Below are 26,786 nucleotides of genomic sequence, written 5' to 3'. Positions count from 1 at the left end.
CCGGAAAGAGCGATCAAAGGACTCCTGTGCTCGCGCGGACGGGCGGATGATGGGAGAGGCATGACGAAGGGGGACGTTTCATGCACGCCAGGGATCTCGCGGCATTACGCGACCGCGCCGAACGGGCCGCGGCCGACGCGCTGGCGTGGATCGCCCCGCCCTCGCCGCAGGGCCCGGCGGCCGAGGGCTCGTCCGGCGGCGCCTCCCCCGCCCTGCTCGACCACCGCATCGCCGAACTCGAGGCGGCGGAAGCGGAGTTGGCGACGGCCGTGCCGGACGGGGACGCGCTGCTGTGCACCGTACGCGCCCGGCTCGGCGGCCTGTACGCCGAGCGCTATGGGCGCGATCCCACGGACGACGACCGGAGCAGGGGCCTGCGGGTGCTGCGGGCTGCCCGCGCCTCCGGGGCGCTCGACCCACGGGACGAACGTGCCTCCGCCTTCCACCTGATGCGGTTGCTGATGACGCCCGGCATGATGGCCGGGTGGGACGGCACGCTGCCCCGCCTCCTGGACTCCTTCGACCTGGGGCGCCGAGTGGTGTTGGGCGACCCTGAGCTCACCGCCGATCTGACCGAGCTGCGCGGTCTGGTGACCGACCTGGCACCAACCCTCCCCGAAGACGCCGCCGAATCCCTGGTCTGGGCGGCCGGCGTCCTCGAGCGGGTGCCCGCCGTCGTGCGCTCACGGGACATCGGGCAGATGGCCGACCTGGCCGAGCAGATGGCGCAGCGGCTGCCGGGCCGCAACTCCGAGCTGATGCGGGCCCTGAGCGGGCTGGTCGCCGAGTTCTCCAGGGCCGGGGAGGCGGACGAAGGCGGTAAGGCCGAGGCGATGAAGGAGCCCACCGAGGAGGAGACCGCTCTCACCTTCGCGGAGGCCGCCCTCCTGCTGGAGCTCGAAGTGCCCGGCACCATCCGGGCGGAGGATTTGACCACCCTGGTCGAGGAGGTGAGCAAGGGACCGGCCGGTGAAGAGGCGGAGACCGCGATGCGCGCCGCGATGAGCCGCATGGCGCAGGGTGTGCGCACGGGTGACGCCGAGCGGCTGGCCGAGGCGGCCGAGTTGATCGACGCGGCGGCCGGGGAGGGGTCCGGACGGTTGGGCTGGATGGCCGGGCTCATCTCGCCCGGGCTGCTGGCCGCGGCCAACACCCTCGGCGGCAACCTCACCGACCGCGATCAGGCGCGGGCCCGTCTCGACGCGCTCTTCGGCCCCGCCTCCGCGGTGTTCGACTCGGCACACGCCACCGGGCCCGGCGCCGCGGGGCTGCGGATCTGCAACCAGTGCATGCACCTTCAGCTGCGCATCACCGAAGCCCTCGCCGAGGAGGACACCGAACGGCTCGAGGAGCTGCTGGACGAGCTGCTCGACCTGCTGGAGGAGACCGAGGGCGGCGAGTGGCAGTTCCTGGTCCTCTTCCTGCTCGGCCAGGCCCAGTTGAGCCTGGCAACGCTGGACGGCGGGGTCACCGCCCTGCGTACGGCCGTCGCGTATCTGGAGGAGGCGGCGGGCCATCCGAGGGTTCCCGTGTTCGCGCGGCCCCTGATGGACGCGTGCTGGGCGCCCGCGCTGGCCCTCTCCTCCCTGATCGAACCGGACCTGGCCCGGGTCTCCGAGGCGGTGACCCGGGCCCGCGGGGCCCTGGAGGGCCCCGCCTCGGCCGCCGACCAGCATGTGCGCATCCGGCAGGCCATCGTGTACGCGCTGCTGGCCATCCACCGCTCGACCGACGACCCGTCCGTCCTGGAGGAAGCGGTCGGCGAGCTGGAGCAGGCCCGCCGGGACCTCACGGAGCGCACCAGCCCGGACATCCGGCAGAAGGTGCTCTGGGAGCTGGCCGAGGCGTACCGGCTGCGCGGCGACCGGGCGCGTGACGACCTCGGTGCCGCCGTCTCGACGGCGCAGGAGTCGCTGCGGGTGCTCGCCGAGGACGTCCTGCTGCAACTCGGCGCCGAGCACGGCCTCGAGGTGGCCAGGGCGGGGGCCAGCCGCGGGCTGCTCGCCGCCCACTGGGCCGCCGTGGACGGCCGGATCGAGGAGGCCGTGACGTCGCTGGAGAACGGGCGGGGCCTGGTGCTGCGCGCCGCGGCCGCGGCCGCCGGGGTCCCGGAGCAGCTGGCCGCCCGGGGCGAGGCGGAGCTGGCCGAGCAGTGGCGGACCGCCGTACGGGACCTTCCGCCCGGTGCCGCGCCGACCGGTGGCGGACTGGGGACCGGCCTTGGTGGTGGGCTCGCGACCGGAGTTGGTGGTGGGCTCGCGACCGGTCTCGGCGGCGGACTCGCGACCGGTCTCGGCGGCGGCACCCCGGAGGAGGTCCGCAGCGCGCTCGCGCGAGTGATGCCGACCGGGCCCGCCCCGGGCCTCGCCATCCCCAGCACCCTGCGCCGCCGCGCGCTGGAGGCGCTGCGGCGGCCGGAGGGCGGCTCCGAGGCGCTGCGCGGACTGCTCGGCGCACCCGGCATCGAGGAGTTGCGGGACGGGCTGCGCGCCACCGGCGCCGACGCCCTGGTGTATCTGGTGCCCGGGCAGGGCACCGCCGGTGGCGTGGCCGTCCTGGTGCGGAGCACCGGCGAGCCGATGGCGCTGCCGCTGCCGGGGCTGGGCGCGCTCGGCCGCGAGCCGCTGGAGCGTTATCTGGACGCGGGTGCCCGGCGGTCCGCCGTGTCCGAGCAGGGCATGGACGCCCACGCCGAGGCCCATCGCGGCTGGGAGGCGGCGCTGGAGGGGCTGTGCGACTGGGCGGGCCCGGCCGTCCTCGCCCCCATCCTGGACGCACTGGACGCCCGGGCGGCGGGCGGGCACGGGGAAGCGCGGGACGAGCGCGAGAAGGCGAACGACGGGCCCGGCAAAGCACACGACGGGCGCGAGAAAGCGAACGACGGGCCCGGCAAAGCGCAGGACGGGCCCGGGCAACCCGACGCGCCGGTCCGGCTCGTCCTCGTGCCGTGCGGCAACCTGGGCGCCGTTCCCTGGCACGCCGCCCGCCTCCCCGGGCCACGGGCCGACGCACGGCGCCCGTACGCGTACGCCTGCGAGGTCGCGGTCATCTCGTACGCCGCGTCCGGCGGTGAGTTCCTGCGGGCCGCCCGGCGCGGCCGGGTGCCCGCGAGCGAGCGCGCGGTGCTGGTGGCCGACCCCAGCGGGGATCTGACGTGGGCGCAGGACGAGGTGACGGCGCTCCGCACCGCCTACTACACCGAGGCCCTGCTCTACGGCTGGCACGAGGACGCGCCCGCGAACGCGCCGGGCACGCCCGATGACGTGCTCTCCCACCTCCCCGGAGACCCGGCCGCGCCCGCCGCCTCGCTGCTGCATCTGGTGGTGCACGGCCTGGCCGGGCTGCGGCCCACCGACTCGGCCCTCCACCTGGCCGACCCTGAGTCCGCGGCGGCCCCGGACCCCGCGGACACTCCGGACCTGGGCAGGCTGACGGTGACGCGCATCCTCGACGTACCCGCCGGGGAACGGGCCGCCACCGGGCCGCTGATCGTGCTCAGCGCCTGCGAGACGGACCTCAGCAGCCGTGACCACGACGAGGCGCTGACCCCGACCACCGCCCTGCTGGCCCGTGGCGCCACGGATGTGGTCGGTTCGCGGTGGAAGGTCTCGGACAGCGCCTCGGCCGCGCTGATGGTGGTCTTCCACCACCACCTGACCGTCGCCGGGCTGGCCCCACCGGACGCCCTGCGCGCCGCCCAGCTGTGGATGCTCGACCACGACCGCCGTCCCGTCCCCGGGCTGACCGGGCTCCTGCTGGCCGAGACGCAGAGCGACGCGGGCGGCCTGGCCCGGGCCGTCTCCTGGGCCGGTTTCATCCACCAGGGCAACCCCGCTCCCCACGCACCCGTGGAAGGACGACAGCCATGACCACCGACGATCTCCTGGAGCTGCTGCGCCGGCATCTGCCGGAGATCCGCGCCTCGCTCACCGCCGCGCAGTTCAGCGGCTTCCAGGACAGTGTGCTGCGGCTGCGGGCCGCCGGAGACGACGCCAGGGCCGTGCGCGGTGCGGTGCGGCAGGTGCGGCTGGCGCTGCTGCCCCTCCCCCGCGAGATGGAACTGCGCAGAAAACTGGACCAGTTCCGGTCCGGGGGCGCCGCGCCCTCCGCCGTCCTGCCGGACACCGACCGGCTGGCCGAGCTGATCCGGCTGCTGGACTCCGTGGACTGGCCGACGCTGGATCCCGAGAGCGCCGAGATCGCCGGGGCCGTACGGCAGCGGCTGCTCACCGCCCCCGCGCGGGGCCCGGAGCAGCTCACCGGCACCGCCGCCGAGGATCCCACCGGGGCCGGACTCATCCGCCTGTCGGACCCCGAACGCGGCGATCGCTACCCGGACTTCCAGTTCGACCCGGACACCGGTGAGCCACGGCCGGTGGTGCAGCGGATCAACAGAATGCTGCTGTCGGACCAGGACCCGTGGGGCGCCGCCGACTGGTGGCTCGGCGGCAACGCCTGGCTGCGCGACGCGCCCGCCGCCCTGGTGGGGCGGGTGCCGGACGCACGGCTGACCGAGGCCGCCGCCGCGCTGGTCGGAGACGGCGGATGGTGAGGCAGGCGCCCCCCGAGGGCGCGCGCATGAGCCCGAACCTGTTCGTCCTGAGCGCGGGCACCGAGCTGTGGCGGTGCCATGAAACCGCCTACGCCTGCACCGAGTTCAACCCGAAGCCCGCGCACTCCTTCTTCGGCGGCAACCGCTTCGACGCCACCGCCGAGGACCGGTACCCGTATCTCTACGCGGCCGTGGAGCCGACCACCACCCTCGCCGAGGTGATGCTGCGGGACATGGAGTTCACCGGGCCGGAGGGGCGGCGTCAGGTGCCGTGGGCGCGGGCGGCCACCCGCTCGCTGTCCAAGGTGCGGGTGACCGAGGACCTGGTCCTGGTGCGGCTGGTCGAGGAGGAGGACCTGGCCGCGGTGTTCCAGACCTCCTGGCTGCTGGAGACGGACGACTACGCGCAGACCCGCGCCTGGGCGCGGGAGATCCGGCGCCAGGTGCCGGACGCGCAAGGGCTGGTGTGGCAGTCCCGGCGGCACCGCCCGCACCCCGCCCTGGTGCTGTTCGGCGACCGCTGCGGCGAGGAGCCGCTGAAGGCGGTGCCCGGCCAGGCCCACAACCTGGGCACGTTCGAGGGGGCGGGCGAGGCCAACCAGCTGCTGGCACCGCTGCGGGCGGTCATCATTCCGCCCGGTATGCGGACATGAGCGCGCGGGGCGGCACGGGGGTCCGCCCCGCGACCCCGCCCGGCACCGGCTCGCTCAGTCGGTGCCGGGCCCCGGTCCGTACAGCCGTACGGCGAAGCTGACCCGCAGTCCGAGCCGCAGCTGGTCGCCGTCGTGGACGGGGGTGCGCACACCCGCCGCGATCCGGGCGCCGTTCAGATACGTGCCGTTGCGGGTGCCCTCCTCGGGCTCCTCGACCCAGGCGGTGCCGTCCGGCTCCACCGTGATCGAGGCATGACGCCGGGAGACCTTGTTCCAGCCGTCGAACGCGGCGGCCGTCCGCGGCGCCCAGTCCGGGTGGCGGCCCAGGCGCAGCGGAGGTCCCGGGCCGTGCCGGAGCTCCAGACAGGGCTCGGTGCAGACCAGCAGCGCATGGGTGCGCGCACGGCCGCAGGACGCGCAGCGGGTGTCCCGGGGGGCCACCGGCTTACGGCAGTTCCAGCAGGGCGCGGACACCTCGACCCCGGCCGGGGTCGGCGCGGGCCGGGACGGGGATTCGGCCCGCGCCTCCGGCTCCCGCGCCGCGTCCGCCTCGTCCGCCTTCTCCGCCGCGTCCGCTCCCGCCGGGTCCGCCGCTTCCGCCGGTTCGGCCACTTCCGCCGGTGCTTCCCCCTCCTCGTCGTCCGGCTCGCGCCACCAGCCCGCCGGAGCGGCGCCACCGCTCATCGGCCACCGCCGGGGCCGGGACCCGCGGCCCCGGCGCGTACCACCCGCAGGTCCAGCGCCACCGTCCCGTCCGCGGCGGGCCGCACACCGGTGACGGTGACCGCCGTGCCCGCCAGTCGCTCCTGGTCGAACAGCGCCCGTGCCAGCGGGTTGATCAGATGTGTCTCCAGCAGCATGCCGATGCCCCGGCCGCCGTTGTCGACATCCGCCGTGCAGTAGGAGGACAGCGCCCGGTGCGCCTCGTCGGAGAGGCGCAGATGCACCCCCTGATCCTCGCGCAGCACCCGCTGGATGTTGCCCACCTGGGAGTCGAAGATCTCGGCGGCCACCTTGGCGTCGATGTAGTCGAAGACCACCACATTGCCGCCGAGCCGGTTCATCAGCTCCGGGCGGCCGATCTCCTCGACGAAGTGTTCCTTCACATTGGCCAGGATGATCTCCTCCAGCTGGTGGTACGGCATGCCGGGCTCGGCCACCCGCCCTTCGCGGCCACCCTCGCCGGTCCGCTTCCTGACCCCGAGGTTGGAGGTGAAGATCAGCACGCATTCGCTGAAGTACGTGGTGACCCCCTGCCCGTCGGTGAGCCGGCCGTCCTCGAGCACCTGGAGGAACTTGTCCAGCACCCCCTTGTCGGCCTTGTCGATCTCGTCGAACAGCACGACCCGGAAGGGGTCGTTGCGCACCGCCGTGGTCAGCTCGCCACCCGCCTCGTAACCCACGTATCCCGGCGGTGCGCCGAGCAGCCGGTCCACCGAATGCGGTGCGGAGAACTCGCTCATGTCGAAGCGCAGACAGGCGTCCTCGGTGCCGAACAGCAGCTTGGCCACCGACTTGGCCAGCTCGGTCTTGCCGGTGCCGGTCGGCCCGGCGAAGAACAGCACACCGCGCGGCCGGCTGCCGGGGTGGGACGCCTGGGCGCCGGAGAGGCCGAGCGCGGCGCGCTTGAGGATGTCGAGGGTCTTGCCGACCGCCTTCTCCTGGCCCTTCACCCGCGCCCGCAGGTCCGCTTCGCCCTTCTTGATCTGCTCGCGGATGTAATCCGCCTGCCACGGGTTGTCCTTGACGCCGAGCTGGTAGACCCGGACCGCGTCCCGCATCTCGGCGAACGACAGCCCGCGGTCGAGCGCCATCCGGGCGCTCTCCCGCATCGCGCGCAGGGTCAGCCCGGCGGTGGCGCGGGCGAAGGTGTCCAGGTCGTGCTCGTCCGGCGGCCGTCGCTTGTCGAGCCGCACCGGCCCGTCGTCCCCGCTGTCCCCGCTGTCCTCGTTGTCCCCGCTGTCCGCGGGCGCCGACGCGGACGCGGCGGTGTGCTCCTCGGCCAGCAGCTCGGCCATGCGCCGTCTGCTGCCCAGGTCGGGCAGTGGGATGCCGATGGTACGGACCCGTTCGCTGCCCGCCACCAGCCAGGTGGGCAGATCGCGCTCCCCGTCGGCGAGCCAGATCACGGGGTTGAACAGCCGCCGTCCGCTGTCCGGCGAGGAGATCGGCCGTGCGTCCTCGGCCAGCTTCAGGCAGTTGAGGAAGAAGTCCCGCTCCGCGTCGCTGAGCCGGGTGACATCGGTGGGGATCCGGGCGGCGTAGTCGATCAACACCACCACCCGGTAGGGCCGTTGGCGCTGAGCGGTGTCCGTGCGGGGCCGACCGTCCGGTGTCTTCGGCTGCCGCCCTTGCTGCTTCCAGCCGGTGATGATGTCACCCAGAATCCGCTCCGCGTCGGCCAGGTGGACGGGGGTGTCGGCACGGCGGGCGCGCCCGGGTCTGGCCGCGTCCCGCCCGTGCAGCAGCTCGCGGACCTCCTTGGCCGCCGGGCCCGCGACGACGGTGAAGCCGTCGGCGATGTCGAAGCGGATCAGCGCCTCGTACCCCTCCTGCCACAGGGCGTTCCACAGCACCTCGGTGAGGGTGTGGTGGGCGTCGTAGGTCCGCTCGGGGCCGCCCTCGTCGGGGTCCTTGTCGTGGCGGACGAGGTGGATGTCCCGGATGCTGCCGTGCAGGACGTACTGGGAGTGGACGCTGAGCGTGCCGACCAGCTCCTCGGCGAAGGCCGGGAGGCTGCGGTCCGCGCGGCCCGGTGAGGTGGCTGCCTCGGTCATACTCACGTCTCCTGGTCACGGTAGCGGACCTTGGGTCCGGTGCGGTGGTCATGGGCGGGCCGGGCCGCCGTGCGCGGGACCGGCCGCGCGGGTGGCTCGTCGAACTCGAACGGCACGCTGAGCCCGGCCCGTTCGGCCAGCTTGCGCAGCTCGCGCAGATGGTCGGGGGCCTCGACGCACCGCTGCCAGTCGAGGTCCAGGTCGTCGTCGGTCTCCTCGGCGGGGTCGCGCTCGCGGTGCATGGTGGCGACCCGGGCGGTGCCGCCGGCGTCCACGCTGATGCGCAGCCAGTGCTCGTCCCCCCAGCCCGGCGGGGCCCAGTCGATGAACTGCACCGCTCCGGAGGTGGCGTATCCGGCCGAATCGGGCTCCGACCGCTGGACCGCCGCGCGGATCACCTCCGCGGCGTACATCCGCTGATACGCGTCGACCCGCTCTCCGACGCGGGCCGCGACGCGGGCGCGCTGGGCCTCCTCCAGCGTTCCGCCCTGGTGCAGGAAGCGCTCCAGGACGGCGATCTCCGCCCCGGCGTCGGGCAGCGGAACGGGGGTGCCGGGGTGGTCGGCGCGGAGGAAGGCGAGCTGCTGGGCGGCCCACTCCTCGGTCTCCTGCCGCCGCTCGGCCTCGCGCGTGACCCGCTCGGCGAACCGGGCGGCCTCCCGCAGATGGCGCTTGGCCGCGGCGGGCCGCTGGGCGGCCACTTCCGCGGCGACGGTGACCTTCTCCTCCACCAGCCGGTAGTCGGCCACCGCCACATTCCGCGGCAGCATGGCCAGCAGGTCCGCGCCCAGCCGCAGCGCCTCCTCCTCACTCGGCGCCGCGGTGGCGGCGGGCGGCGGCTGCGGCAGCGCATCGCGCGCCTCGGTTTCGGTGGCGGCCCCCTCGTACGCCTCCAACGCCTTGACGCGGCGGGCGCGCAGGGTGGCGTGCCAGCCGGTGTCCGCGGGGTGTGCTCCGGCCACCGGACGGGCGGCGGCCTCCATGGTGGCGCGTGCGTACGCGGCCTCCGCGTGGCGCAGCCGGCGGTCGGTGTCGGCCAGCCTTCGCCACACCTCGTCCAGGCTCATGCCGGTCAGGGCCAGCGGCGGCGGCAGGTCGGGCGGTTCCGGCGGCCCGTCGGGCCCGGCGGCCGTGGCGGCCCGCCGGATGCGCGCGCGCAGGGTGTCGATGCGGGCGTTGGCCCGGACGGCGGCGAAGGCGGCGTCCCGCCAGCACTCGGCGGCCTGCCGGGCGTCCAACTGCCGCTGTCGCAGCTCGTCCTGGTACTCGGCGGCGCGGAGGGCGGCGGCCGCGAGCACCTGCGCCCCGGCCATGGTGGCGCGGCCGACGAGCAGCGCCCCGCTGAGCGAGCCGAGGCCGATCAGGGCGGGCACCATCAGGTCGTGCAACTGGTCCATGGCGGCGTGCAGCGCATGGCCGCCGGCGTGCTGCACGGCGTCGCCGATGTGCTGGCCGACGCCGGTGCCGATGTGGTCCGACAGGCCGGTGCCCTGGACCGTGTGGTGCGGCACCCCGGTGTTCTGGACGGTGTCCTGCACCGTGTTCTGAACGGTGTGCTGGAGGGTATCGGCGGCCGGAGGCTGGGGGAAGGACACATCCGGCATCACTTCGCCGATGCTGGGGATCGCCTGTCCTGAACTCATGTGACACTCCCTGACGTCGGCGGGGCGGCCACCCTCGGCCGGCCGGGGCGGACCCGGCCGTCCCGGCCGCGCAGCTCCGCCACATAGCGGCGCCAGCACCGCGTCCGGTGCCAGGTCCACCAGAGAAGAGCGGCCACCGTGGCGATCGGCCACGCCCAGGGGGCATAGGCCACGGTGGCCCACAACAGGGCGATGGCCGGGAGGAGCAGCAGGCCCTGGACGGGGAAGCGCGAGCCGGGGCGGCGGATGAACCGGGCCACGGGCCGCGCACGGTCGATCAGCAGCCCGGCCAGGGAACGGTCGGGGTGGTAGCCGGGGCTGCCGATGCGGTACGCCGTCCACAGCTCCAGCGCCAGCACGGCGGCGGTCGCCGGGGCGGTCAGCATCCATGCCGTCAGCACCGCGCGCTGACCGGGCCATCCCGCCAGATCGCTCAGAGCGAGCACCAGGGGCCACGGGAAGACGAGGCCGACGGCTCCGCCGAGGGCCCAGCCGAGCGTGGGCAGCATGTCCTGTCTGCGCACCCACAGCGTGGCCACGTCCAGGTCGCGCTCCTGGCGGAGGAGGGCGCGCTCGTCGTTCACCCGGCCCTGCGCCTGTGTGGACTCCTGCTCGGCGAACCCGGCCAGCCACTCGGCCAGTTGCATCCGCACCAGGTCGTCGGGGTCGCGCAGCAACCGGCCGTACCAGGCCACCGGCTGCGGGAACGCCGCCTGGATACGGGCGGTCCGCTCCTGGAGCCTGCGCCGGTGCGCGGTGGGGGCCGCGGCGAGCGAGAGGAGGGCGGCCAGCCGGGAGCGGTCGAGCCGGGTGGCGGCGCGCACCTCGGCGCGGCGGTCGCGCAGCCAGGGCGACGCCTGGAGCGCCTCGTCCACGGTGTGCTGCCAGCGGGAGCGGGCCGTCAGCCAGCGCTGCTGCACCTCGGCGAGTCCTTCGCCGCCGGGCCGTGCGTCCAGCAGCGGCAGGATGGTGTGGTCCCGCAGGTCCTCCACGACGGAGAGGGCGAACTCATCGCCGCGCCCGGCCTCCCGCAGCAGATCGCCCAGCCCCGCGTGGTCCAGCGGCACCCCGCGGTAGGAGGCGTCGAGGGTGGGGCCGAGCCAGGAGATCAGCCGCACCATCGTGGCCGGCTTGGGCTCACGCGGCGGCGCGGCGGCGTGGTGCGGCTCCAGGAGGCCGAGCAGCGCCGTCAGCTCCTCGGCGTCGCGGCCGGGTGCGCCCTCGAACTGCCGTAGCCAGCGGGTGAATTCACCGCGGCCACGCCGCCGGGAGAGGAGCTGCCGGGCGGGCCGCCAGTTCTCGCTGAACGCCCGGGCCAGCTGCTTCGGCCGGGTGTAGCGCTCGTCGAGGAAGGCGAACGGCTCGATGTCCGGCTGGTCCGCCGGATCCGAGGCGCCGGGGGCCGCGCCCGTCTCCCAGGGGGCGACCGGCGGCGCACCGCCCACCAGCCACTGCGCCACCTCGTCGGTGCCCCAGCGGTGGTCGGGGTCGCGGGTGAGCAGCCCCCGGCACAGCAGCCGCAGCCGGTGGTCGGTGACCAGGGACAGATCCGGGGCGCGGGAGCTGATCTCCTCCCGGACGAAGTCGTTGTCGGTGAACCGGATGGGGTGGCGCCCGCCGGCCATCTCGGCGACGATCATGCCGAGCGACCACCAGTCGGCGGGCGGATGGATCAGCTGGTGGCGCAGCGACGCCTGCGGGGACATGTAGAGGGCGGTGCCGACCCAGCGCTCGTCCCGGGTGTAGCGCTCGCCGGGTTCATGGGCGGAGACGGCGAAGTCCACGAGGACGAGGTCCGGGGCGGCCGGGTCGAGGCTGCCGAGCACGACGTTGGCGGGGCTGAGGTCCCGGTGCACGATGTTCAGTTCGTGCAGGGTGGTGAGGGCCTCGTGCAGCTGCCGTACGACGCTGTGGATGAGCACGGGGTCGGCCGGGCCGGGATTGTCCCTCAGATATCCGGCCAGGTCGGTCTCGCCGTAGGACGGTGCCAGGTCGTACGGGTGGCCGTCGGCCCCGGTGTCGCTGGTCTCGGTGAAGTGGGTGAGGTGGCGGCGCGGCCGGTCCCGCAGCAGCTCCCACACCCGGCGGTCCGGGGCGTGGCCGCGGTGGTACCACTTGAGGATGTGGCTGCCGCGGTCGTCCTCGACGCGGTAGACGGCCGCCTGGTGCGGATGGTCGGGGCGGCGCAGCACGGCCCTCAGGCGGAACCGGCCGCGCAGCGAGACGGGCAGCGCTCCGGTGTCCCCGCGCAGGTCGCGACCCCCGTCCGCGGCCTGCGCGGACGCCGCCGAGGGGATCTCGTCCTCGGTGGGCCCGGCCGACGTGGCGGCCGCCGACGGGGGCGGCTCCTCGTGTTCGGTGGGCGGCGGCCCGGCGTCGTGCGCGCGCCGCCGATCTTCGGGCTCCCCGGGGACCCCGTACTCCTCGTCGTCCTCGTATTCCGTGGGGGGCGGTTGCTCGTGCGGATGGGTCACAAAGGTCACCTCGTGAACGGGCGGGCGTTGTCGGATTCATGGTGGCGACGACGACGGCGGCCGGGGGCCGCCGGGCCGTGGATCAAGAAAGCGGAACCCCGGATATCGGAAATCTGTTCCAGCACGGGTGAATTACCGGCGGTACTAAGCCCGGCAGGGAACGGCCGCCGGGACACCGATTTCCTCTTTCTCGGCCGGTCGCTAGCCTGGTAACCATGAGTCAGGAGCCATTTGAGTCAAATTTGCCCACATACGATCAACTCCTGGAAGAACTCAAAGGCATACGCAGACCCGGACTGCCAGATCTGCGCAGCATCGATCGGCCGGCGCTGCGCGCCGCAGCCGTGGCGGGCGGCTTCTGCGATGGCTCCGACGACGCCCCGGCCGGTATCGAGGCGCTGCTCAAGGAGGCGGTACGGCGCCTCGGCGAGCGGGATCTGCTGGGCCAGGCCGCGGCCCACACCTTCGGGCTGCTCCCCGACCGCCGGGGCGCGCCCGCCCATGACCGCCGCAAGGTGGCCGCCGCCGTGTACGGAGTCACCCCCGAGCGGTTCCGCAAGCACCAGGAAACGCAGGTCATCCAGCAGCTCGCCGAGGCGGTACTGACCATCCTGCGCGAGCCGCCGGCCCTCTCCGGCGGACAGGGCTCGACGGGGCGGAGACCAGGACCGGGCGCCGGGGCCCAGCTCCCCGGCGGACCGAGCGCGGCCGGGCAGAGCACACTCGCGCGCAGCGGCCGCGGCCCCTCCGTGAGCCGGATCGGCCAGGAGCCTCCGCTGCGGGTCGACAGCGTGCCGGTCGACGCGCGGAGCACGCTCACCCTGCATGTCTCGCCCATCGAACTGCTGCGGGACATCGAGGTGCTGGTCTCCTCGGAGAACGTCTACCTGGAGATGTCCAAGACCTTCCGCCCCACCGTCTCCGGCGCGCTGCGCCTGGCCGCCGCCGTACGCGACCCCGCCGGGGAGATCGTCGACGATGTGCTCGCCCGCGAACTGGCCGCGTGGCTGCGCGCCCACGGCCGCCCGGGGCTGCCGATCCGGCCGGGCACGGTGGTGCCCACCTCGCCGGGAGCGCTCGCCGCGCGCGGCGTCCGGCGGATCTACCACGCGGCGGTGGCCACACCGCTGGACGATACGTACGAGGTCCGCCCGGAGAGCATCGCCCGCGCGGTCGGCGCGTGCTTCGCGCTCGCCCGGGCCGAGCGCGACCGCTACGAGCCCGCCCTGTCCTCCATCTGCTTTCCGCTGCTCGGCGCGGGCCGGGGCGGACTGACACCGGCGGTCAGCGCGACCTGGCTGCGCTGGGCGATCCGCGACGAGCTCGCCCGGGACGCCCGCTGGCGGGTGCACCTGGTGGTGCGCAGCCGGGAGATCGCCGAGGCCGTCGGCGCGCTGTGAGCACAGCGGCGGGCGCCACGGCCGCCCGAACCACGACTGCCGGTGCCCCAGCGGCCCGGCCCGCCGCGGCTTGGACCCCAGCTCCCGGGGCCACAACCGCTCCGGCCTCAGCCGCTCGGCGCACAACCGCCCCGGCCACAACCACCCGGCCCACAACTGCTCGGTCCACAGCTCCCGGGGCCACAACCACCCGGCCCGCAACCGCCCCGGCCACCACCACCCGGCCCGCTGCGGCCCTGGCCACAGCCGCCGGGCTCGCCGCGCCCCATGCCGACCCCCCGCCGGGGGCACGGCGTGTCCACCGACCCACCTCGCGCCGTGCCACCGCGCGCCATGCCCACCGGCCGGAGGCACACAGCGCCCACCGACCCACCTCACGCCATGCCGACCGGGCGGCCGCCCCCGCTCAGGGGCGCCAGCTCGCACCGGTGAGGGCGATCCCCGCCCGGCGCAACCGACGCTCCAGCGCGGCCAGTTCGCCGCGCCGCGGCACTCCGTAGAGCCGCACATCGCCGTCCCCCTCGACCATCTGCAGACGCGGCCCGCTCTCCGTCCGGGCCAGGTGCTCCTCGTAACGCGCCCACCCCCGCGCCGTACGCGGCCGCATGCGCTGGTTCGCCGAGCCGCGCCACACCAGGGCGGTGGGCTCGGCCACCCGGAAGCGTCCGGTCACCAGCACATCGGCGTGGCGGACGGCGGCGGAGCGCGCCGCGTCGGCTTCCACTTCCTCCTCCTCGTATCCCGTGTACAGGAGGATGTCGATCTCGCGGCCCGCCGCCGGGCCGCCCGGTGCCACCGCCTCCGCACGGGCCCGCACCGCCCCGGCCAGCAGTGCCTCCAGAGCGGCGGGCTGGTCAAGCGGCTCGCCGCCGCTGACCGTCAGCCCGTCGGCGCCCCGGGCCAACGCCTCGCGCCACAGCCCGAGCAGGGACGACACCGTACGGGAGGCGCCGCCCAGCGGATCCCAGGTGTGCCGGGACATACAGCCCGCGCAGGCCAGCCCGCACCCCTGGGACCAGATGCCCAGGCGTCGCCCCGGGCCCAGGGTCTCCACCGGAAAGTGCGTCTGACTGATCCGGAGGCTGGGCTCCGCGCACTCTGGAACGTTCTCCACCGACCCATCTCCCATTCCCCCGAGGTCGTGTTCCGAGATTCATGATCGAAGAGGCATGGCCCCGGAACCGTTCCAGTATGACCCGGCGTCAGGCATCAACGAGGGCGTTCTCCGGTCGACTTCCGGGCGTTTTCAGGATCGTGTCCTATGGGGAGCATTCCCGGGTACGACCTCATCGATACGGTCTGACAGGGAATCGAATCGACAACGACACCGCCATCGTCATCCACATCGACTGCGAGCCCTTTGCGAGAGAAAGCGGAATTCCACTGTCCGCAATGCGGCTGTCCGGAGCGGGAATTTCCGCACCGGGGAAATCGGGGGATCCATTTCCATGATCACAACCGACAGTGTCAACGGGGTGGTGCGCCGGGGAAGGCTCGGCCGTACCGCCCGCTTCGCGGCCCGATGGCGGGGCAGGCGCGACGGCGCCCACGGCGTCCCCCGCATCCCGCTCCCGGCGCCGCCCGAGGAGCAGCGGGACAAGATGCCATCGCCGCCCATCGAGCCACCGGCTCCCGAGCTGCTGATCACCCCGTATGTGATGGAGGTGCGCACCGGCGTCCGCCGGGCCACCGAGCAGATGCGCGCCGCCCTCATCGGGCGGGAGCATGCCCTGCTCAGCAGGTTGCGCGCGGAGTCGGTGCGCGTGGTCACCCAGTACGACGTGCGCGAAGACCCCCGGCCCGCGGCGCTCGCGCGGTACGGCCACTGGATGGGTCAGTGGCGCACCAGCGTGGACCGGTGCCGGTCGCAAGCACAGGCCGTCGTCGACCAGGCCAATCAGCGACTGGCCTGCTACTGGGACGCGGTGCGCGAGACCCACCCCCAGCTCTCCCGGCTCCCCAGGCGCCCGCCCGGGGACTGGCTGCCCGGCCGGGTGGAGCTGGACCGGTCCTGGTACCAGCCGGACGTCTGGCTGCTGGCCGACGACGACAGCGCCCGGACGGCCACCTCACGGGCGCTGCACATACTCGAACGGCAGAACACCGACCGCGTCGACGGGAGGACCGCGCGATGACCGTCCAGACCGTCCACAGCCCCACCGGCCACAGCCCCACCGGCCACAGCCCCGCTCCGGAGCGCCCGGGCGCCCGGCGGCGCCGGAACCGGCGGCGCGCGCTCACCGCCACGCTGGTGCTCGCCCTGGCGGCGGCCGGCACCGCCTGCGGCTCCGACGAGCCGTCACGCTACTTCCAGACGTGTGGCGTCGTGGTCGACGGCTCCGGCTCGGCGGACGCCTCCCGCACCGGCTTCGACGCGGAGGCCAAGCTCAAGGCGACCCTCCAGACGTTCCTGGCGGACAAGAAGTGCCGCAAGACGTCCTTCGCCCCGATCACCAAGGTGTCCGAGGCGTCCAAGTGCCAGGTCAGCCCGCTGGACCTGGATCCGAACACCTCGAAGACCGCCGACCGCGAGCGGACCCGCACCACCATGCGCGCGGTGGCCCTCTCCAACGCCCTGAAGCTGCTGCGCTGCGCCCAGGAGCAGGAGCCCGGCTCCGATGTGCTCGGGGGGCTGTCGCGCATCGCGCTGTCCAAGCCGTCGGGCGACGACGCCTCGTTCGACGTCCTGGTGGTGAGCGACTTCGACCAGGGCGACACCGACTTCCGGCTGGGGCGGCAGGACCTGTCCACCGCCGCGAGCCGCCGGACCGTCATCGACGGTTTCCTGAAGTCGCACGGCAAACCGGAGCTGTCCGGCGCCGACATCTACCCGGTGGGCTACGGCATGAAGTACGGCACCGACACCTCCCGGTACGAGCAGTTCAACTCCTTCTGGACGGAGCTTCTGGAGGGGAGGGTGAAGGCACATGTCCACACCACCTATCGCCGGTGACGACGAGGCACCGCGGCGGCTGAGGCTGCGCCGCCGCAGGGCCGACGCCGACCGCGGGCGCCGCGGGGGGCGGACGGCCGCGCGGCGGTTCCCCGACGGGGCGCTGCCGCAGCCCGAGCCCGTCGCCTCGGATCTCATCCGGGCCGGTGACAGCGCCTGGCTGCTGGACCGGGCGCGCAAACAGGGCGCCTCGGCGGCCACGCGCAAGGTCTTCGACCCGTGGGTGCTGGCCAGCCCCGACCGGGTGCCCTACTTCGCCGAGCTGGCCAGTCTGCGCAACAAGGTCAGACACCGGCTCGCCGAGGAGCAGGCGCGGGCCGAGGAGGACGGCGCGCTGGAGGCGAGCCGGGTGCGGGCGGCCGCCACCGCCGCCGGAGAGCGGCTGGAGCGGGCGGGCCGGCGGCGGGCCGCCCTGGAGCAGCAGCAGGCGGTGACCACCGACCAGCTGGACCGGCTGGCGCGGCGGGCCGATCGGTGGCAGACCTTCCGCGACACCGTACGGGGCGGTTTCGAGCGCCGGTGGCTGCGCGCCCGTATGCCCACCGACGCAGGCGGCGCCACCGGTCCCGAGCGGCCGGGCGCCACGCGGCGCGAGGACGAGCCGGAGAGCACCGGCGGCCACACCCGCTGGCAGGCGGTGTCCGACCACGATCCGGTGGCGGAGGCGGACGCGGCCGAGCGGGCCCTGGCCACCAGGGCGGCGTGGGAGGGCGCGGCGGCGCGCCCCGGTATGCCGCGCTGGATGAAGTTCGGGGTGCTGGCCGCCCTGATCGTGGTGGAACTGCCCGTCTACTACTCGGTGTTCGAGAATCTGCACGGTGTCGGGCGGTTCGCCGATCTGCTCTCCTACAGCCTCATGGTGGCCGTGGCGGTGGCGATGATCCTCGCCCCGCATATCGCGGGCTGGATCCTGCGGCGCCGCTCCGCCACCGGCGCGGTCCGGCTGTCGTCCGTGCCCGCCCTCGCCCTGCTGGGCATCTGGGCGTACGGCGCCTGGGCGTTGGGGGATCTGCGGGCCAAGGTGGCGTTCCGGGAGGAGCCTCCGCTGGATCTGCCGCCCGATGTGAAAGCGGCTGTCGGGGACAGCGTGAGCGACCCACCGAGCCTCATCGAGTCCCTGCACCTGGACCCGCACAGCGTGTCCTGGATGTTCGTCGCGCTGCTGCTGCTCTCCGGTGGCATCGCCTTCCTGATCGGGCTGGGCGAGGAGCACCCGTATCTGGCGGCGTACCGGACCACGGCCGAGCGGCTGCGGAAGCTGGAGCAGGACATCGAGACGGATCTCGCCGGCTCCGAGCGCGCCAGGGAGGCCGAGGCCACCGTGGGCGCCCGCGCGGGCGCCCGCCGCGCGGCCCATGAGGCGCGGCTCTACGCGGTCGACGAGCTGTACGAAGCGGCGGCCCACGCCTACCTGGACGGCGTGGCCATGGAGTCCGGCGATCCGGCGGTCACGGAGGCCGCCATGCGGCTGTCCAGTCAGTGGCCACTGCTGCCGCACTGAGGGCGTGCGGCACGCCGAAAGGGCATACGGAGACCCACGGGGGGTGGCGATGGAGCCGACGGCACCGTCGCAGTACGTACTCATCACACAGTGTCTGCAGAACGACTTCTTCCTGAACCTGGACTGCCAGTTGTCCCTGCCGGACAGCGCGGTCTCCAAGCTGCTGCTGGACAGCGAGAGCGGTGCGTCCCTCCGCGCGGAGGGCCACCGCCGCGTTCTGTCCGAGGCGGAGCTGCGCCGTTCGCCACTGGCCCGCTTCCTCGACGCCACCGTGGGCTCCCGGATGCGCGGACACGGGGACGGGGTCCTGCATCTGATCAACATCCGTGACTGGCATGTCCCGGGAGAGACCTACGACCTGGAACGCAGGCAGTACGGGGCGCACTGCGAGGCCGACACCTGGGGGGCGGCGTACGTCGACGGGCTCACGGACGTGCTGGCCCCGGATCTGCGCGCGCCCGCGGACGCCGAGAACGGCTGGGGCGGGAAACTCCGTGTCCACCATGTGCGGTCCAACACCCTCTTCGACTTCCAGCACAGCTCCGGCGGACGCCCCGACCTCAGCGAACCGGCGCCGCTGACGACGCTGCTGGACGGTCTGCTGGGCGAGGGACAACAGGAGACCACACATGTCGTGGTGATCGGTGTGCTCACCGACATCAAGGTCCAGCTGCTGCTGACCGGTATCCGCTCCCGTTACGATGTGCGGCAGCTCGTCGTCTCCGACGCGCTCACCGCCAGCAGGACCCTGGAGCGCCATCTGACGGCCCTGGACTTCTGCCAGCGTGTGCTGCGCACCGAGGTGATGACCGGTCTGGCGGAACTGGCCCGTTTCCTGGGCTCGCGGCCGGACGACGACCGGCGGCTGTCGCGTGGCGGGGACGCGGAGTTCGTGGGCTACTCCTCGTACATCCAGGACAAGCAGGGCATCCTGTCCTACGAGGACGCCAGGATGCGGGACTATCGCATCCAGACCGCCGAACGCCTCCGGCGAGCGCAGCACACCGTGGGCTTCGCCAGCAAGTTCCTTCTGGGGCTGGGCACTTGTCTGCTGGCCAGCGCGCTTCTGCTGTCGCTCGTCGGCGTCTTCCTGCCGGACCGTATCGGGTGGCAGAGCCCCGCCGTCCTCGGCGCGCTCGGGGTGGGGCAGATCGTCACGTTGTTCTTCGCCCGGCCGGTCCGATCGGTGCAGGACGCGCTGGCGGAGGAGACCCGCTACCGGATGATCCTGGAGAGCCGCAGTCTGAAGGTGGCCCTGGCCCGCTTCCACATCACCACGGCGGCCGCGCTCAGACGGCATGACGATGTCGATGGTCAAACCGACGCGTTGGCACGGCAGTTGGAGATACTGGAGAAGATGGACACGGCCGACTTCGAGCAGCTGAAGCAACTGGGGGTGGACCCGCGCACCGAACCGCCCAGGGCGGGCCGCCTCCGCGGAAGGAACCGCTCACCGGCTTCCTGACCTCCTCGTCCGGCTTCCTGACCGCTTCGTCCGGCTGAGCGGCCACCTGCCGGGGGCCCGCCTGCCGAGCGGCCACCGGTCCGGTGGCCGCCCTTCGCACGGCCGGGCCCGCCGTACCGTCGCGGCCCGTCGTCAGATCTGGACCACCGGTGCCTGGAGTTCCGTGACCCACTCGTCGCGGTTCTCCGGGCACTCCAGGTTGATCTCGCGGGGGTAGCCGGCCGACCGGTAGCCGTTGCCGTCGATCCAATGGGCCAGGGCCTGGGCCGTGGGCACCACGGCGTCCATCGGGCCGCGGTGGACGATGGTCGCGGCCTGGTCGACGGGCGGCAGATCGAGGATCCGCAGGTCCGCACCGTCCCGGAGCGGGGCGGAGACCTGGACGGCGGCGTGGACGGTCACGGCGCCACCGCCTTCCGGGGCGTCCTCGTAGTACGCGACACCGGGGCCCGTCGGGGTGATGCCCGCCGCGTCGAGGCGCCGGAACAGCTCCTTGTAGAGGGGTGTGATGACCGGGCTGATGTCCTGGGGGTCGAACCCGGCGGCGGTCGCGGTGAGCTCCGCCACCCGCACCGCGGGGAGGGTCTTGATGACGACGTCGTTCGTGGGCATGTGCCCCTCGCTCTCGATCGACCGGAGCCTCGCCTCGACCTGCACCAGCCGTGCCGCCGCGGCGGCCACCGTGGCCTCCAGCTCGGCCCGCCGCAGCCGCAGCATGCCGCGCAGCTCCTCGGTGCCGACCTTGTCGTCCACGATGTCCCGCACCTGCTGGAGGGTGAAGCCGAGCTCTTTCAGCGCGATGATCCGGTTCAGCCGGCTGAGCTGGGCGGCCGCGTAGTGGCGGTATCCGGTGGCGGGGTCGACATGGGCCGGGCGCAGCAGTCCGGTGGCGTCGTAGTGGCGCAGCATCCGGACCGAGACACGGCCGTGCCGGGCGAAGTCTCCGATGGTGAACATGATGGCTCCGAGTTCAGCGCCTGACACGGTGTGAGGGTCAAGGGGCGGCCGGATCAGTCCGGCAACCCCCTGGCCAGCAGAACGGCGCCGTGCAGTGACGACAGCCCACCCAGTGTCGCAGGCCGGACCGGTGGCAGCGGATGCCCCGGCCGCTCCAGCGCCGTCGTGCGCTCGGCCACCATCGCCACGAGCTCCGGCATCGCCGCGGCGAACCCTCCGCCAATCAGCACGAGCGAGGGATGGACCAGCTCGCACACCCCGGTCACGGCCGCGGCCAGGGCCCGGCCGCTCTCCCGCAGCGCCGCCACGGCCCACTGCTGTCCGTCCCGCACGGCCTCGCGCAGCGCGGTGAAGGCCACCTCCTCGCCCCGCCGCCGGGCCGCGCGGCGCAGGGTCGCCGGGCCCGAGGCCACCGCCTGGACGCAGCCGCGCCGTCCGCAGTCGCACAGCGGGCCGTCGCGGTCCACGATCAGGTGGCCGACCTCGCAGGAGCCGCGGCCCACGCCGGGGACGGGTCGCCCGTTCAGCACGATGCCACCGCCGATCCCGGTGCCGACGCCGAGGTAGAGCAGGTCGGGGCAGCCCGCCTGGTGCGCTTCGGCGAGGGCGGCCAGATCTCCGTCGTCCGCGCAGCGCACCTCGGCCTCGCCGAAGAGCGCGGACAGCGCGGCCCGCAGGTCCACTCCGGCCCAGCCGGGGCGGCCGGGCCAGGCGGTGACCGTGCCGGTGGCGTCGAGGGTGGCGGGCAGCGCGACCCCGACGCCGGTGAGCCGCCCGGGGTGGCCCGCGCACAGCTCCCTGATGTGCCGCGCCAGGAGCTCCAGGTCGCGGGTGGCGCCGCCGGACGTGATGGCGCCCGTACCGTCGGGCTCTGGCCAGCGGAAGGAGGATTCGCGGATGCCCAGGTCGTCGCGTTCGAGGCGCAGCGCCACTTTGGTGCCGCCCACGTCGATTCCCAGATGACTGATGGTCGCCTCCCGGCTCGTCAGCCTTCGCGGTGAGGGGTGACGGAGGGGTGGGCGCTCAGTCCGGCACCTTTTCGAGCAGGGCGCGTGCGGCGAGCCGATAGCCCACGGCGCCGAGCCCGAAGATGACCCCCGTGGCCAGCGGTCCGGTCACCGACTCATGGCGGAACTGCTCGCGGGCCCAGACATTCGACAGATGCACTTCTATCCAAGGCCGCGGATAGTTGGCCAGTGCGTCCCTAAGGCCCCATCCGGCCATCATGAGGGCGGCCGGATTGATGATGGCGCCGACCGTGTCGTAGTTCCCCTGAATGGTTTGGATGATCTCCGCTTCGCCGTCGAACTGGTAGGAATCCACTTTCCAGCCGCGCTCCGCGACCTCTTCTCCGACCCAGCGCTCGATGTCCTGCAGCGTATCCGTGCCATAGATCTCGGGCTGGCGCTTCCCCAGGATGCCGAGATTCGGCCCGTTCACCAACAACAGCCTGCTCACTGCGCACCTCACCATGTGGGGTCGGCTGAATTACAGCGGCTCATCACGGAAGTGCCATTTATAGCACGGCGCCCTTGGCCTCGGTGCGGGAGTTTGGTCGACCGCGTTTTTAAGGGGGCTATAGGGGGGCGCTGAGGGGGAATGACGTTTCGCCCGCCGTCCGGTTAGCGTGCTAATGCGTCCGCCGCGGACCTGCCTCCATAACGCATTAAGGGAGTAGGGAAATCATGAGCAATGATGTGCGACTGGGATCCGAGCTGCCCGCATGGCCGAGTTACGGCGACGAGGAGCGCGAGGCCCTGATCCGGGCCCTGGAGCAGGGGCAATGGTGGCGCATCGGGGGCGGTGAGGTCGATGCCTTCGAGGCGGAGTTCGCCGCGGCCCATGGCAGCGAGCACGCCCTGGCGGTCACCAACGGGACGCACGCGCTGGAGCTCGCCCTCGAGGTGCTCGGCGTCGGCGCCGGCTCCGAGGTGATCGTTCCCGCGTTCACCTTCATCTCCTCCTCGCAGGCCGCGCAGCGGCTGGGCGCGGTGGCCGTTCCCGTGGACGTGGATCCGGACACGTACTGCATCGATCCGTCGGCGGTCGAGGCGGCCATCGGCCCGAAGACCCGCGCGATCATGCCGGTGCACATGGCGGGGCAGATGTGCGACATGGACGCGCTGGACAAGCTGTCCGCCGACTCGGGGGTGCCGCTGATCCAGGACGCGGCCCACGCCCACGGGGCGCGATGGCGCGGCAAGAGGGTCGGCGAGCTGGGCTCGGTCGCGGCGTTCAGCTTCCAGAACGGCAAGCTGATGACCGCCGGTGAGGGCGGCGCCGTGCTCTTCCCCGACGCCGAGATGTACGAGAAGGGCTTCGTCCGGCACAGCTGTGGACGTCCGCGCACCGACCGCGGCTACTTCCACCGCACCTCGGGCTCCAACTTCCGGCTGAACGAGTTCTCCGCCGCGGTGCTGCGCGCCCAACTCGCCCGTCTGGAGGGCCAGATCACCACGCGTGAGCAGCGCTGGCCGGTGCTGAACCGGCTGCTCGCCGAGATCCCCGGTGTCGTACCGCAGTCGCGCGACGACCGCGGCGACCGCAACCCGCACTACATGGCGATGTTCCGGGTGCCGGGCATCAGCGAGGAGCGCCGCGCCAAGGTCGTCGACATGCTCATCGAGCGCGGGGTGCCCGCGTTCGTCGCCTTCCGCGCGATCTACCGCACGGACGCCTTCTGGGAGGTCGCGGCGCCGGATCTGACGGTGGACGAGCTCGCCCGCCGCTGCCCGCACTCCGAGGCGCTCACCCGCGACTGCGTATGGCTGCACCACCGGGTGCTGCTGGGCAGCGAGGAGCAGATGCACGAAGTGGCCGCCGTCGTCGCCGACGTGCTCGCGAACGCATGAGCGCCCCGGACATCGGCGAGAGGCCGATCCGGACGGCCGTGGTGGGGCTGGGGTGGGCGGCCCGCTCGATCTGGCTGCCCCGGCTCCGCCGCAACCCCGCCTTCACCGTGACCGCCGCGGTGGATCCCGACGAGCGCGGCCGCGCGGCCGTGGCGGAGGCCGAGCCGGAGGGCGCGGACCGGTTACCGCTGCTGGCGGCGGTCCACGACCTGGACCCCGCCGAGGTGGATCTGGCGGTCGTCGCGGTCCCCAACCATCTGCACTGCGCGGTCGCCGGCGAGCTGCTGACCAAGGGCATTCCGGTGTTCCTGGAGAAGCCGGTGTGCCTGACCTCGGAGGAGGCCGAGCGGCTGGCCGCCGCGGAGCGCTCCGGTGGCGCGGTGCTGCTGGCCGGCAGCGCGGCGCGCTACCGCGCCGATGTGCGCGGGCTGTACCGGATCGCCGCCCGGCTGGGCCACATCCGCCATGTCGAACTCGCCTGGGTGCGGGCGCGCGGCGTACCCGACCGGGGCGGCTGGTTCACCCAGCGGTCGCTCGCGGGCGGCGGGGCGCTGGTCGACCTGGGCTGGCATCTGTTCGACATCGCGGTTCCGCTGCTGGGCACCGCCGCGTTCCGGCACGCCATCGGCACCGTGTCCGCCGACTTCATCGCCCAGCGGTCCTCGCGGGCCGCGTGGCGCGGCGACGACGGCGGCCCGGCGCTCCCGGGCGCCACCGATGTCGAGGACACCGCGCGCGGATTCCTCATCACCGACGACGGCCGTTCGGTCGTGCTGCACGCGAGCTGGGCCTCGCACGAGGCGCTGGACACCACCCGGGTCACGATCGACGGCAGCGGCGGCAGCGCGACCTTGCGCTGCACCTTCGGGTTCAGCCCGAACCGCCTCGAGAAGTCCACCCTCACCCGCACCGTCGACGGTACGACCCGCCCGGTGGCCGTACCCACCGAACCGATCGGCACCGAGTACGACCGGCAGCTCGACATGCTTCCCGCGCAGCTGCGCGATCCGGCGGGGCGGGGGCGGGTGATCGAGGAGGTCCGCCGGACCATCGGCGCCATCGAACGGGTCTACACCTCGGCCAGGATCCCCCGGGAGGTCCGGGAGTCGGCACCGGTGTGAACCGCGCCGGCACCGGCCGCCGCCTCACCGCCTCCTCGGCTCCGCCGTCGTCATTTCCGTTCCACGGACCGCGATGTCCGGTCCGCGTTCTCCGGACCGCGTTCTCCGGACCGCGTCCGAGACCCGGACCGGCGGTCCGCCGTTCCGGCCCTGCCCGCACTACGGGAGTGCTCAATGACCAGCCATCCGATCAGTCACGGCGGCCCGCTCTCCGGCGCGGGTATCGCCCCGGTCACCTCGGTGGTCTTCGACCTCGACGGTGTCCTCGTCAACAGCTTCGCGGTGATGCGCGAGGCGTTCACCCTCGCCTACGCCGAGGTCGTCGGCGACGGTGAGCCACCCTTCGAGGAGTACAACCGCCATCTGGGCCGCTACTTCCCCGACATCATGCGGATCATGGGTCTGCCGCTGGAGATGGAGGGCCCGTTCGTCCGCGAGAGCTACCGGCTCGCCCACCTGGTGGAGATGTTCGACGGTGTGCCCGAGCTGCTGTCGGAGCTGCGCCACCGCGGCATCCGGCTCGCCGTGGCCACCGGGAAGAGCGGACCACGGGCGCGTTCGCTGCTCGACACCCTCGGCATCCAGGGGCAGTTCGAGGTGATCCTCGGCTCCGACGAGGTGGCCCGGCCCAAGCCCGCGCCGGACATCGTGCTGAAGGCGATGGACATCATGGGCGCGGACCCCGACCGCACCGTGATGGTCGGGGACGCGGTGACCGACCTGGCCAGCGCGCGCGGGGCCGGGATCACCGCCGTGGCCGCGATGTGGGGCGAGACCGACGAGAAGACCCTGCTCGCGGCGGAGCCCGATGTGATCCTGCACAAGCCGTCCGAACTGCTGTCGCTGACGGTTCCATAGGCCCGTCCGACCGACCGATGCCTCCGCCCGGGGTCCGGGTCCCCGCACAGGGCCCGGGCCCCGGCTCGTACCTTCCGGGAACTCGACCGCCCTCCGGAACGACTGCCCCGGCGTGGCGTCACGCGGGGACGAACGTCACACCGCATGGCGGGAGTTCACCATGGCGATCGGCTCCGTTCTGCACCCGGGGGCAGAGCCCCGGTCCACGATATGAGCGCCCACGGTCGGCAGACCGGTCCCGTCGACGCCTGTCCCGACACGGCCGATCCCCTCGAAGCCGATCCCGTGAAGAAGTACATCGCCGACCTGACGGCCGCCCTGCACGGTCCGGCGCGCGCCAAGGCGCGGATGATCGAGGAGATACGCGACGGCCTCACGGAGACGGTGGCGGCGCACATCCGCGGCGGAAGCACACCCACCCGGGCGGCGGACGACGTGCTCCGGGAGTCGCTGCTCGCCGCGCTGGCACTGGCCGCCACCGGCACCTGACCCGTCGACTGCCCGTGCCGCCCCGACTGCCCCTGGCGATCGCCTGGGCCGGTACCGCGGCGGGCGTGGCCATCGGGGTCGCCACGCTCACGCTCACCGTCGCGTCCCTCCTGGCCACGGACTGGCCGCTGCTCGCTCTGGCCGGGGCCTTCGCCGCCGTATCACACGCGGTCGTCGCTCCCTCGGCCCGCGCCTGCCGCCGGTGCGCCCGGCTGGCCCGCGTCCTGTAGGGCTCGCGTCCTGTAGGGCTCGCGTTACGCACCAGCCGGGCGAGCGGTGACGTACAGGGCGCGGCGGGCAGCCGCTGAGACCTGCCGCCCGCCGCGCCCCGCACCATCGCGCGGGCTCAGCCCGCCAACCGCACCGGTTCCGCGGCCTTCTCGGCCGCGGCCAGCAGTGCGTTGATGTCCTCGCGGGCGCGGGCCACGCGGGAACGTACGGTGCCGATGGGGCAGCCGGTGGCGGTGGCGGCGTCCGCGTACGGCAGGCCCAGCACCTTGGTGAGGAGGAACATCTCACGGCGCGCCGGGGCGAGCGCCGCCAGCAGATCCATCAGCGCCACCCCCTCGTCGAACCCGGGGAGCCCGACGGGCTGCGCCCGTTCGGCCACCTCCTGCCAGTCGTCGGCGTCCAGCGTGCGGGGGCGGGCGGCGGCCATGCGGTAGCGGTCGACGACCACACGGCGGGCGATCGACAGCAGCCACGTGCGGGCCGACGAGCGGCCCGCGAAACGCGACAGCCCGGTCAGCGCCCGCAGATACGTTTCCTGGGCAAGGTCCTCACAGCCGTGGGGATCGGCGCTGAGATGGAGCACGAAGCGGCGCACATCGCGGTAGGTGGCGCGGATGAAGTGGTCGACCGCGTCGCGGTCGCCGTCACGGGCGGCCAGCGCCCATTCGGTGACCTGGCGGTCGTTCGCCGCGGTGGCCGAGCCGTGCCCGTGCACGGCAGCGGGCTGCACGGCAGCGGATTGCACGGCTCTCCTCGGTGTGGCGGACAGCGTGGGGGAAGGCATCGTCAAACGTCCTTCGGAAGGCGGTGATGAACGGCATACCGGCAGGCGCCACCGACGCGCGAGGCGCGGCGGGGCG

22 protein-coding genes are annotated in these 26,786 nt (G+C 73.5%); 13 read left to right on the top strand and 9 right to left on the bottom strand.

The features are described from left to right. Positions 1–80 precede the first annotated feature (80 nt). Genes IEJ02_RS08515 through IEJ02_RS08505 form a run of 3 tightly spaced genes read left to right on the top strand, consistent with a single transcriptional unit; the run spans position 81 to position 5,205 of the window. The gene (locus IEJ02_RS08515; protein WP_191064176.1) at positions 81–3,869 is read left to right on the top strand and encodes a CHAT domain-containing protein; all 3,789 of its coding nucleotides are present in this window, start codon (positions 81–83) and stop codon (positions 3,867–3,869) included. Beyond that, positions 3,866–4,552 carry a hypothetical protein gene (locus IEJ02_RS08510; RefSeq protein ID WP_191064175.1) on the top strand — a complete coding sequence of 229 codons (687 nt, stop codon included), beginning with the start codon at positions 3,866–3,868 and terminating at the stop codon, positions 4,550–4,552. Before IEJ02_RS08515 ends, IEJ02_RS08510 begins: the two co-directional genes overlap by 4 nt. A 26-nt stretch (positions 4,553–4,578) precedes the next feature. Beyond that, positions 4,579–5,205: an RES family NAD+ phosphorylase gene (locus IEJ02_RS08505; RefSeq protein ID WP_223863578.1), complete on the top strand. Its 627-nt coding sequence runs from the start codon at positions 4,579–4,581 to the stop codon at positions 5,203–5,205. A gap of 54 nt (positions 5,206–5,259) precedes the next feature. On the opposite strand, the gene IEJ02_RS08500 is transcribed toward IEJ02_RS08505, so the two are convergent. From IEJ02_RS08500 to IEJ02_RS08485, 4 genes are read right to left on the bottom strand one after another with little or no spacing between them, the layout of a single operon-like run. Next, a complete protein-coding gene (locus IEJ02_RS08500) occupies positions 5,260–5,889 on the bottom strand; it encodes an FHA domain-containing protein (protein WP_191064173.1) in 630 nt (209 codons plus the stop codon). Next, on the bottom strand, positions 5,886–7,982 hold the full coding sequence (locus tag IEJ02_RS08495) for an AAA family ATPase (RefSeq protein WP_191064172.1): 2,097 nt from the start codon (positions 7,980–7,982) through the stop codon (positions 5,886–5,888). The genes IEJ02_RS08500 and IEJ02_RS08495 overlap by 4 nt, the downstream gene beginning before the upstream one ends. Positions 7,983–7,984: 2 nt before the next feature. After that, positions 7,985–9,625: a hypothetical protein gene (locus IEJ02_RS08490; RefSeq protein ID WP_191064171.1), complete on the bottom strand. Its 1,641-nt coding sequence runs from the start codon at positions 9,623–9,625 to the stop codon at positions 7,985–7,987. Beyond that, positions 9,622–12,099, bottom strand: coding sequence for a protein kinase domain-containing protein (locus IEJ02_RS08485; protein WP_191064170.1), 2,478 nt, complete (start codon positions 12,097–12,099; stop codon positions 9,622–9,624). The genes IEJ02_RS08490 and IEJ02_RS08485 overlap by 4 nt, the downstream gene beginning before the upstream one ends. Before the next feature lie 242 nt (positions 12,100–12,341). Here IEJ02_RS08485 and IEJ02_RS08480 point away from each other — a divergent pair, with 242 nt between their 5' ends. Beyond that, complete coding sequence (locus IEJ02_RS08480) at positions 12,342–13,499, top strand: macro domain-containing protein (RefSeq protein WP_223863577.1); 1,158 nt, start codon at positions 12,342–12,344, stop codon at positions 13,497–13,499. 406 nt (positions 13,500–13,905) lie between these two features. Here IEJ02_RS08480 and IEJ02_RS08475 read toward each other — a convergent pair whose 3' ends face one another. Further along, positions 13,906–14,613 (bottom strand): 4Fe-4S cluster-binding domain-containing protein, encoded by a 708-nt coding sequence (locus IEJ02_RS08475; RefSeq protein WP_191064168.1) that lies wholly within the window; start codon positions 14,611–14,613, stop codon positions 13,906–13,908. Positions 14,614–14,947: 334 nt separating this feature from the next. Between IEJ02_RS08475 and IEJ02_RS08470 the strand changes: the two genes are divergently transcribed. From IEJ02_RS08470 to IEJ02_RS08455, 4 genes are read left to right on the top strand one after another with little or no spacing between them, the layout of a single operon-like run. After that, entirely contained in the window at positions 14,948–15,634 is a 687-nt protein-coding gene (locus IEJ02_RS08470) for a hypothetical protein (protein WP_191064167.1), read from the top strand. Continuing rightward, a complete protein-coding gene (locus IEJ02_RS08465; RefSeq protein WP_191064166.1) occupies positions 15,631–16,452 on the top strand; it encodes a hypothetical protein in 822 nt (273 codons plus the stop codon). Before IEJ02_RS08470 ends, IEJ02_RS08465 begins: the two co-directional genes overlap by 4 nt. After that, positions 16,427–17,953 carry a hypothetical protein gene (locus tag IEJ02_RS08460; protein ID WP_191064165.1) on the top strand — a complete coding sequence of 509 codons (1,527 nt, stop codon included), beginning with the start codon at positions 16,427–16,429 and terminating at the stop codon, positions 17,951–17,953. The genes IEJ02_RS08465 and IEJ02_RS08460 overlap by 26 nt, the downstream gene beginning before the upstream one ends. Before the next feature lie 43 nt (positions 17,954–17,996). After that, positions 17,997–19,418 (top strand): hypothetical protein, encoded by a 1,422-nt coding sequence (locus IEJ02_RS08455; RefSeq protein WP_191064164.1) that lies wholly within the window; start codon positions 17,997–17,999, stop codon positions 19,416–19,418. Between the two features lie 132 nt (positions 19,419–19,550). Here the strand turns inward: IEJ02_RS08455 and IEJ02_RS08450 are convergent, their stop codons facing one another. The 3 genes from IEJ02_RS08450 to IEJ02_RS08440 form a co-directional block, all read right to left on the bottom strand. Beyond that, on the bottom strand, positions 19,551–20,375 hold the full coding sequence (locus tag IEJ02_RS08450) for a MerR family transcriptional regulator (protein WP_191064163.1): 825 nt from the start codon (positions 20,373–20,375) through the stop codon (positions 19,551–19,553). Positions 20,376–20,428: 53 nt separating this feature from the next. After that, positions 20,429–21,322 (bottom strand): ROK family protein, encoded by an 894-nt coding sequence (locus tag IEJ02_RS08445; protein ID WP_317985758.1) that lies wholly within the window; start codon positions 21,320–21,322, stop codon positions 20,429–20,431. A gap of 76 nt (positions 21,323–21,398) precedes the next feature. Further along, a complete protein-coding gene (locus IEJ02_RS08440) occupies positions 21,399–21,833 on the bottom strand; it encodes a type II 3-dehydroquinate dehydratase (protein ID WP_137976488.1) in 435 nt (144 codons plus the stop codon). A 227-nt stretch (positions 21,834–22,060) separates the two neighbouring features. Between IEJ02_RS08440 and IEJ02_RS08435 the strand changes: the two genes are divergently transcribed. The 5 genes from IEJ02_RS08435 to IEJ02_RS50340 all read left to right on the top strand — a co-directional run bounded on the left by IEJ02_RS08435 (position 22,061) and on the right by IEJ02_RS50340 (position 25,925). Next, the gene (locus tag IEJ02_RS08435; protein ID WP_191064162.1) at positions 22,061–23,227 is read left to right on the top strand and encodes a DegT/DnrJ/EryC1/StrS family aminotransferase; all 1,167 of its coding nucleotides are present in this window, start codon (positions 22,061–22,063) and stop codon (positions 23,225–23,227) included. Further along, the gene (locus tag IEJ02_RS08430; protein ID WP_191064161.1) at positions 23,224–24,348 is read left to right on the top strand and encodes a Gfo/Idh/MocA family protein; all 1,125 of its coding nucleotides are present in this window, start codon (positions 23,224–23,226) and stop codon (positions 24,346–24,348) included. Before IEJ02_RS08435 ends, IEJ02_RS08430 begins: the two co-directional genes overlap by 4 nt. Positions 24,349–24,522: 174 nt before the next feature. Further along, positions 24,523–25,206: an HAD-IA family hydrolase gene (locus tag IEJ02_RS08425; protein ID WP_223863574.1), complete on the top strand. Its 684-nt coding sequence runs from the start codon at positions 24,523–24,525 to the stop codon at positions 25,204–25,206. A gap of 210 nt (positions 25,207–25,416) precedes the next feature. Then, the gene (locus tag IEJ02_RS50345) at positions 25,417–25,695 is read left to right on the top strand and encodes a hypothetical protein (protein ID WP_317985757.1); all 279 of its coding nucleotides are present in this window, start codon (positions 25,417–25,419) and stop codon (positions 25,693–25,695) included. A 14-nt stretch (positions 25,696–25,709) separates the two neighbouring features. Further along, positions 25,710–25,925 (top strand): hypothetical protein, encoded by a 216-nt coding sequence (locus IEJ02_RS50340; protein WP_317985756.1) that lies wholly within the window; start codon positions 25,710–25,712, stop codon positions 25,923–25,925. A gap of 116 nt (positions 25,926–26,041) precedes the next feature. On the opposite strand, the gene IEJ02_RS08415 is transcribed toward IEJ02_RS50340, so the two are convergent. Continuing rightward, on the bottom strand, positions 26,042–26,710 hold the full coding sequence (locus IEJ02_RS08415; protein WP_223863573.1) for a sigma-70 family RNA polymerase sigma factor: 669 nt from the start codon (positions 26,708–26,710) through the stop codon (positions 26,042–26,044). Positions 26,711–26,786: the final 76 nt, after the last annotated feature.

The sequence above is a fragment of the Streptomyces sp. 5-10 genome (genome assembly GCF_014712245.1).
Classification (GTDB): Bacteria; Actinomycetota; Actinomycetes; order Streptomycetales; family Streptomycetaceae; genus Streptomyces; species Streptomyces violaceusniger.
The sequence above is the reverse complement of the archived record's forward strand: the minus strand, read 5'-3'. Positions and strand labels throughout refer to the sequence as shown.

Bases quoted from the DNA above. Each gene is read 5' to 3' on its own strand.
- IEJ02_RS08515 (WP_191064176.1), top strand. From the start codon at position 81: ATGCACGCCAGGGATCTCGCGGCATTACGCGACCGCGCCGAACGGGCC.
- IEJ02_RS08450 (WP_191064163.1), bottom strand. From the start codon at position 20,375: ATGTTCACCATCGGAGACTTCGCCCGGCACGGCCGTGTCTCGGTCCGG.
- IEJ02_RS08500 (WP_191064173.1), bottom strand. From the start codon at position 5,889: ATGAGCGGTGGCGCCGCTCCGGCGGGCTGGTGGCGCGAGCCGGACGAC.
- IEJ02_RS08495 (WP_191064172.1), bottom strand. From the start codon at position 7,982: ATGACCGAGGCAGCCACCTCACCGGGCCGCGCGGACCGCAGCCTCCCG.
- IEJ02_RS08425 (WP_223863574.1), top strand. From the start codon at position 24,523: ATGACCAGCCATCCGATCAGTCACGGCGGCCCGCTCTCCGGCGCGGGT.
- IEJ02_RS50345 (WP_317985757.1), top strand. From the start codon at position 25,417: ATGAGCGCCCACGGTCGGCAGACCGGTCCCGTCGACGCCTGTCCCGAC.
- IEJ02_RS08435 (WP_191064162.1), top strand. From the start codon at position 22,061: ATGAGCAATGATGTGCGACTGGGATCCGAGCTGCCCGCATGGCCGAGT.
- IEJ02_RS08490 (WP_191064171.1), bottom strand. From the start codon at position 9,625: ATGAGTTCAGGACAGGCGATCCCCAGCATCGGCGAAGTGATGCCGGAT.
- IEJ02_RS08460 (WP_191064165.1), top strand. From the start codon at position 16,427: ATGTCCACACCACCTATCGCCGGTGACGACGAGGCACCGCGGCGGCTG.
- IEJ02_RS08510 (WP_191064175.1), top strand. From the start codon at position 3,866: ATGACCACCGACGATCTCCTGGAGCTGCTGCGCCGGCATCTGCCGGAG.
- IEJ02_RS08465 (WP_191064166.1), top strand. From the start codon at position 15,631: ATGACCGTCCAGACCGTCCACAGCCCCACCGGCCACAGCCCCACCGGC.
- IEJ02_RS08430 (WP_191064161.1), top strand. From the start codon at position 23,224: ATGAGCGCCCCGGACATCGGCGAGAGGCCGATCCGGACGGCCGTGGTG.
- IEJ02_RS08505 (WP_223863578.1), top strand. From the start codon at position 4,579: ATGAGCCCGAACCTGTTCGTCCTGAGCGCGGGCACCGAGCTGTGGCGG.
- IEJ02_RS08415 (WP_223863573.1), bottom strand. From the start codon at position 26,710: ATGCCTTCCCCCACGCTGTCCGCCACACCGAGGAGAGCCGTGCAATCC.
- IEJ02_RS08470 (WP_191064167.1), top strand. From the start codon at position 14,948: ATGATCACAACCGACAGTGTCAACGGGGTGGTGCGCCGGGGAAGGCTC.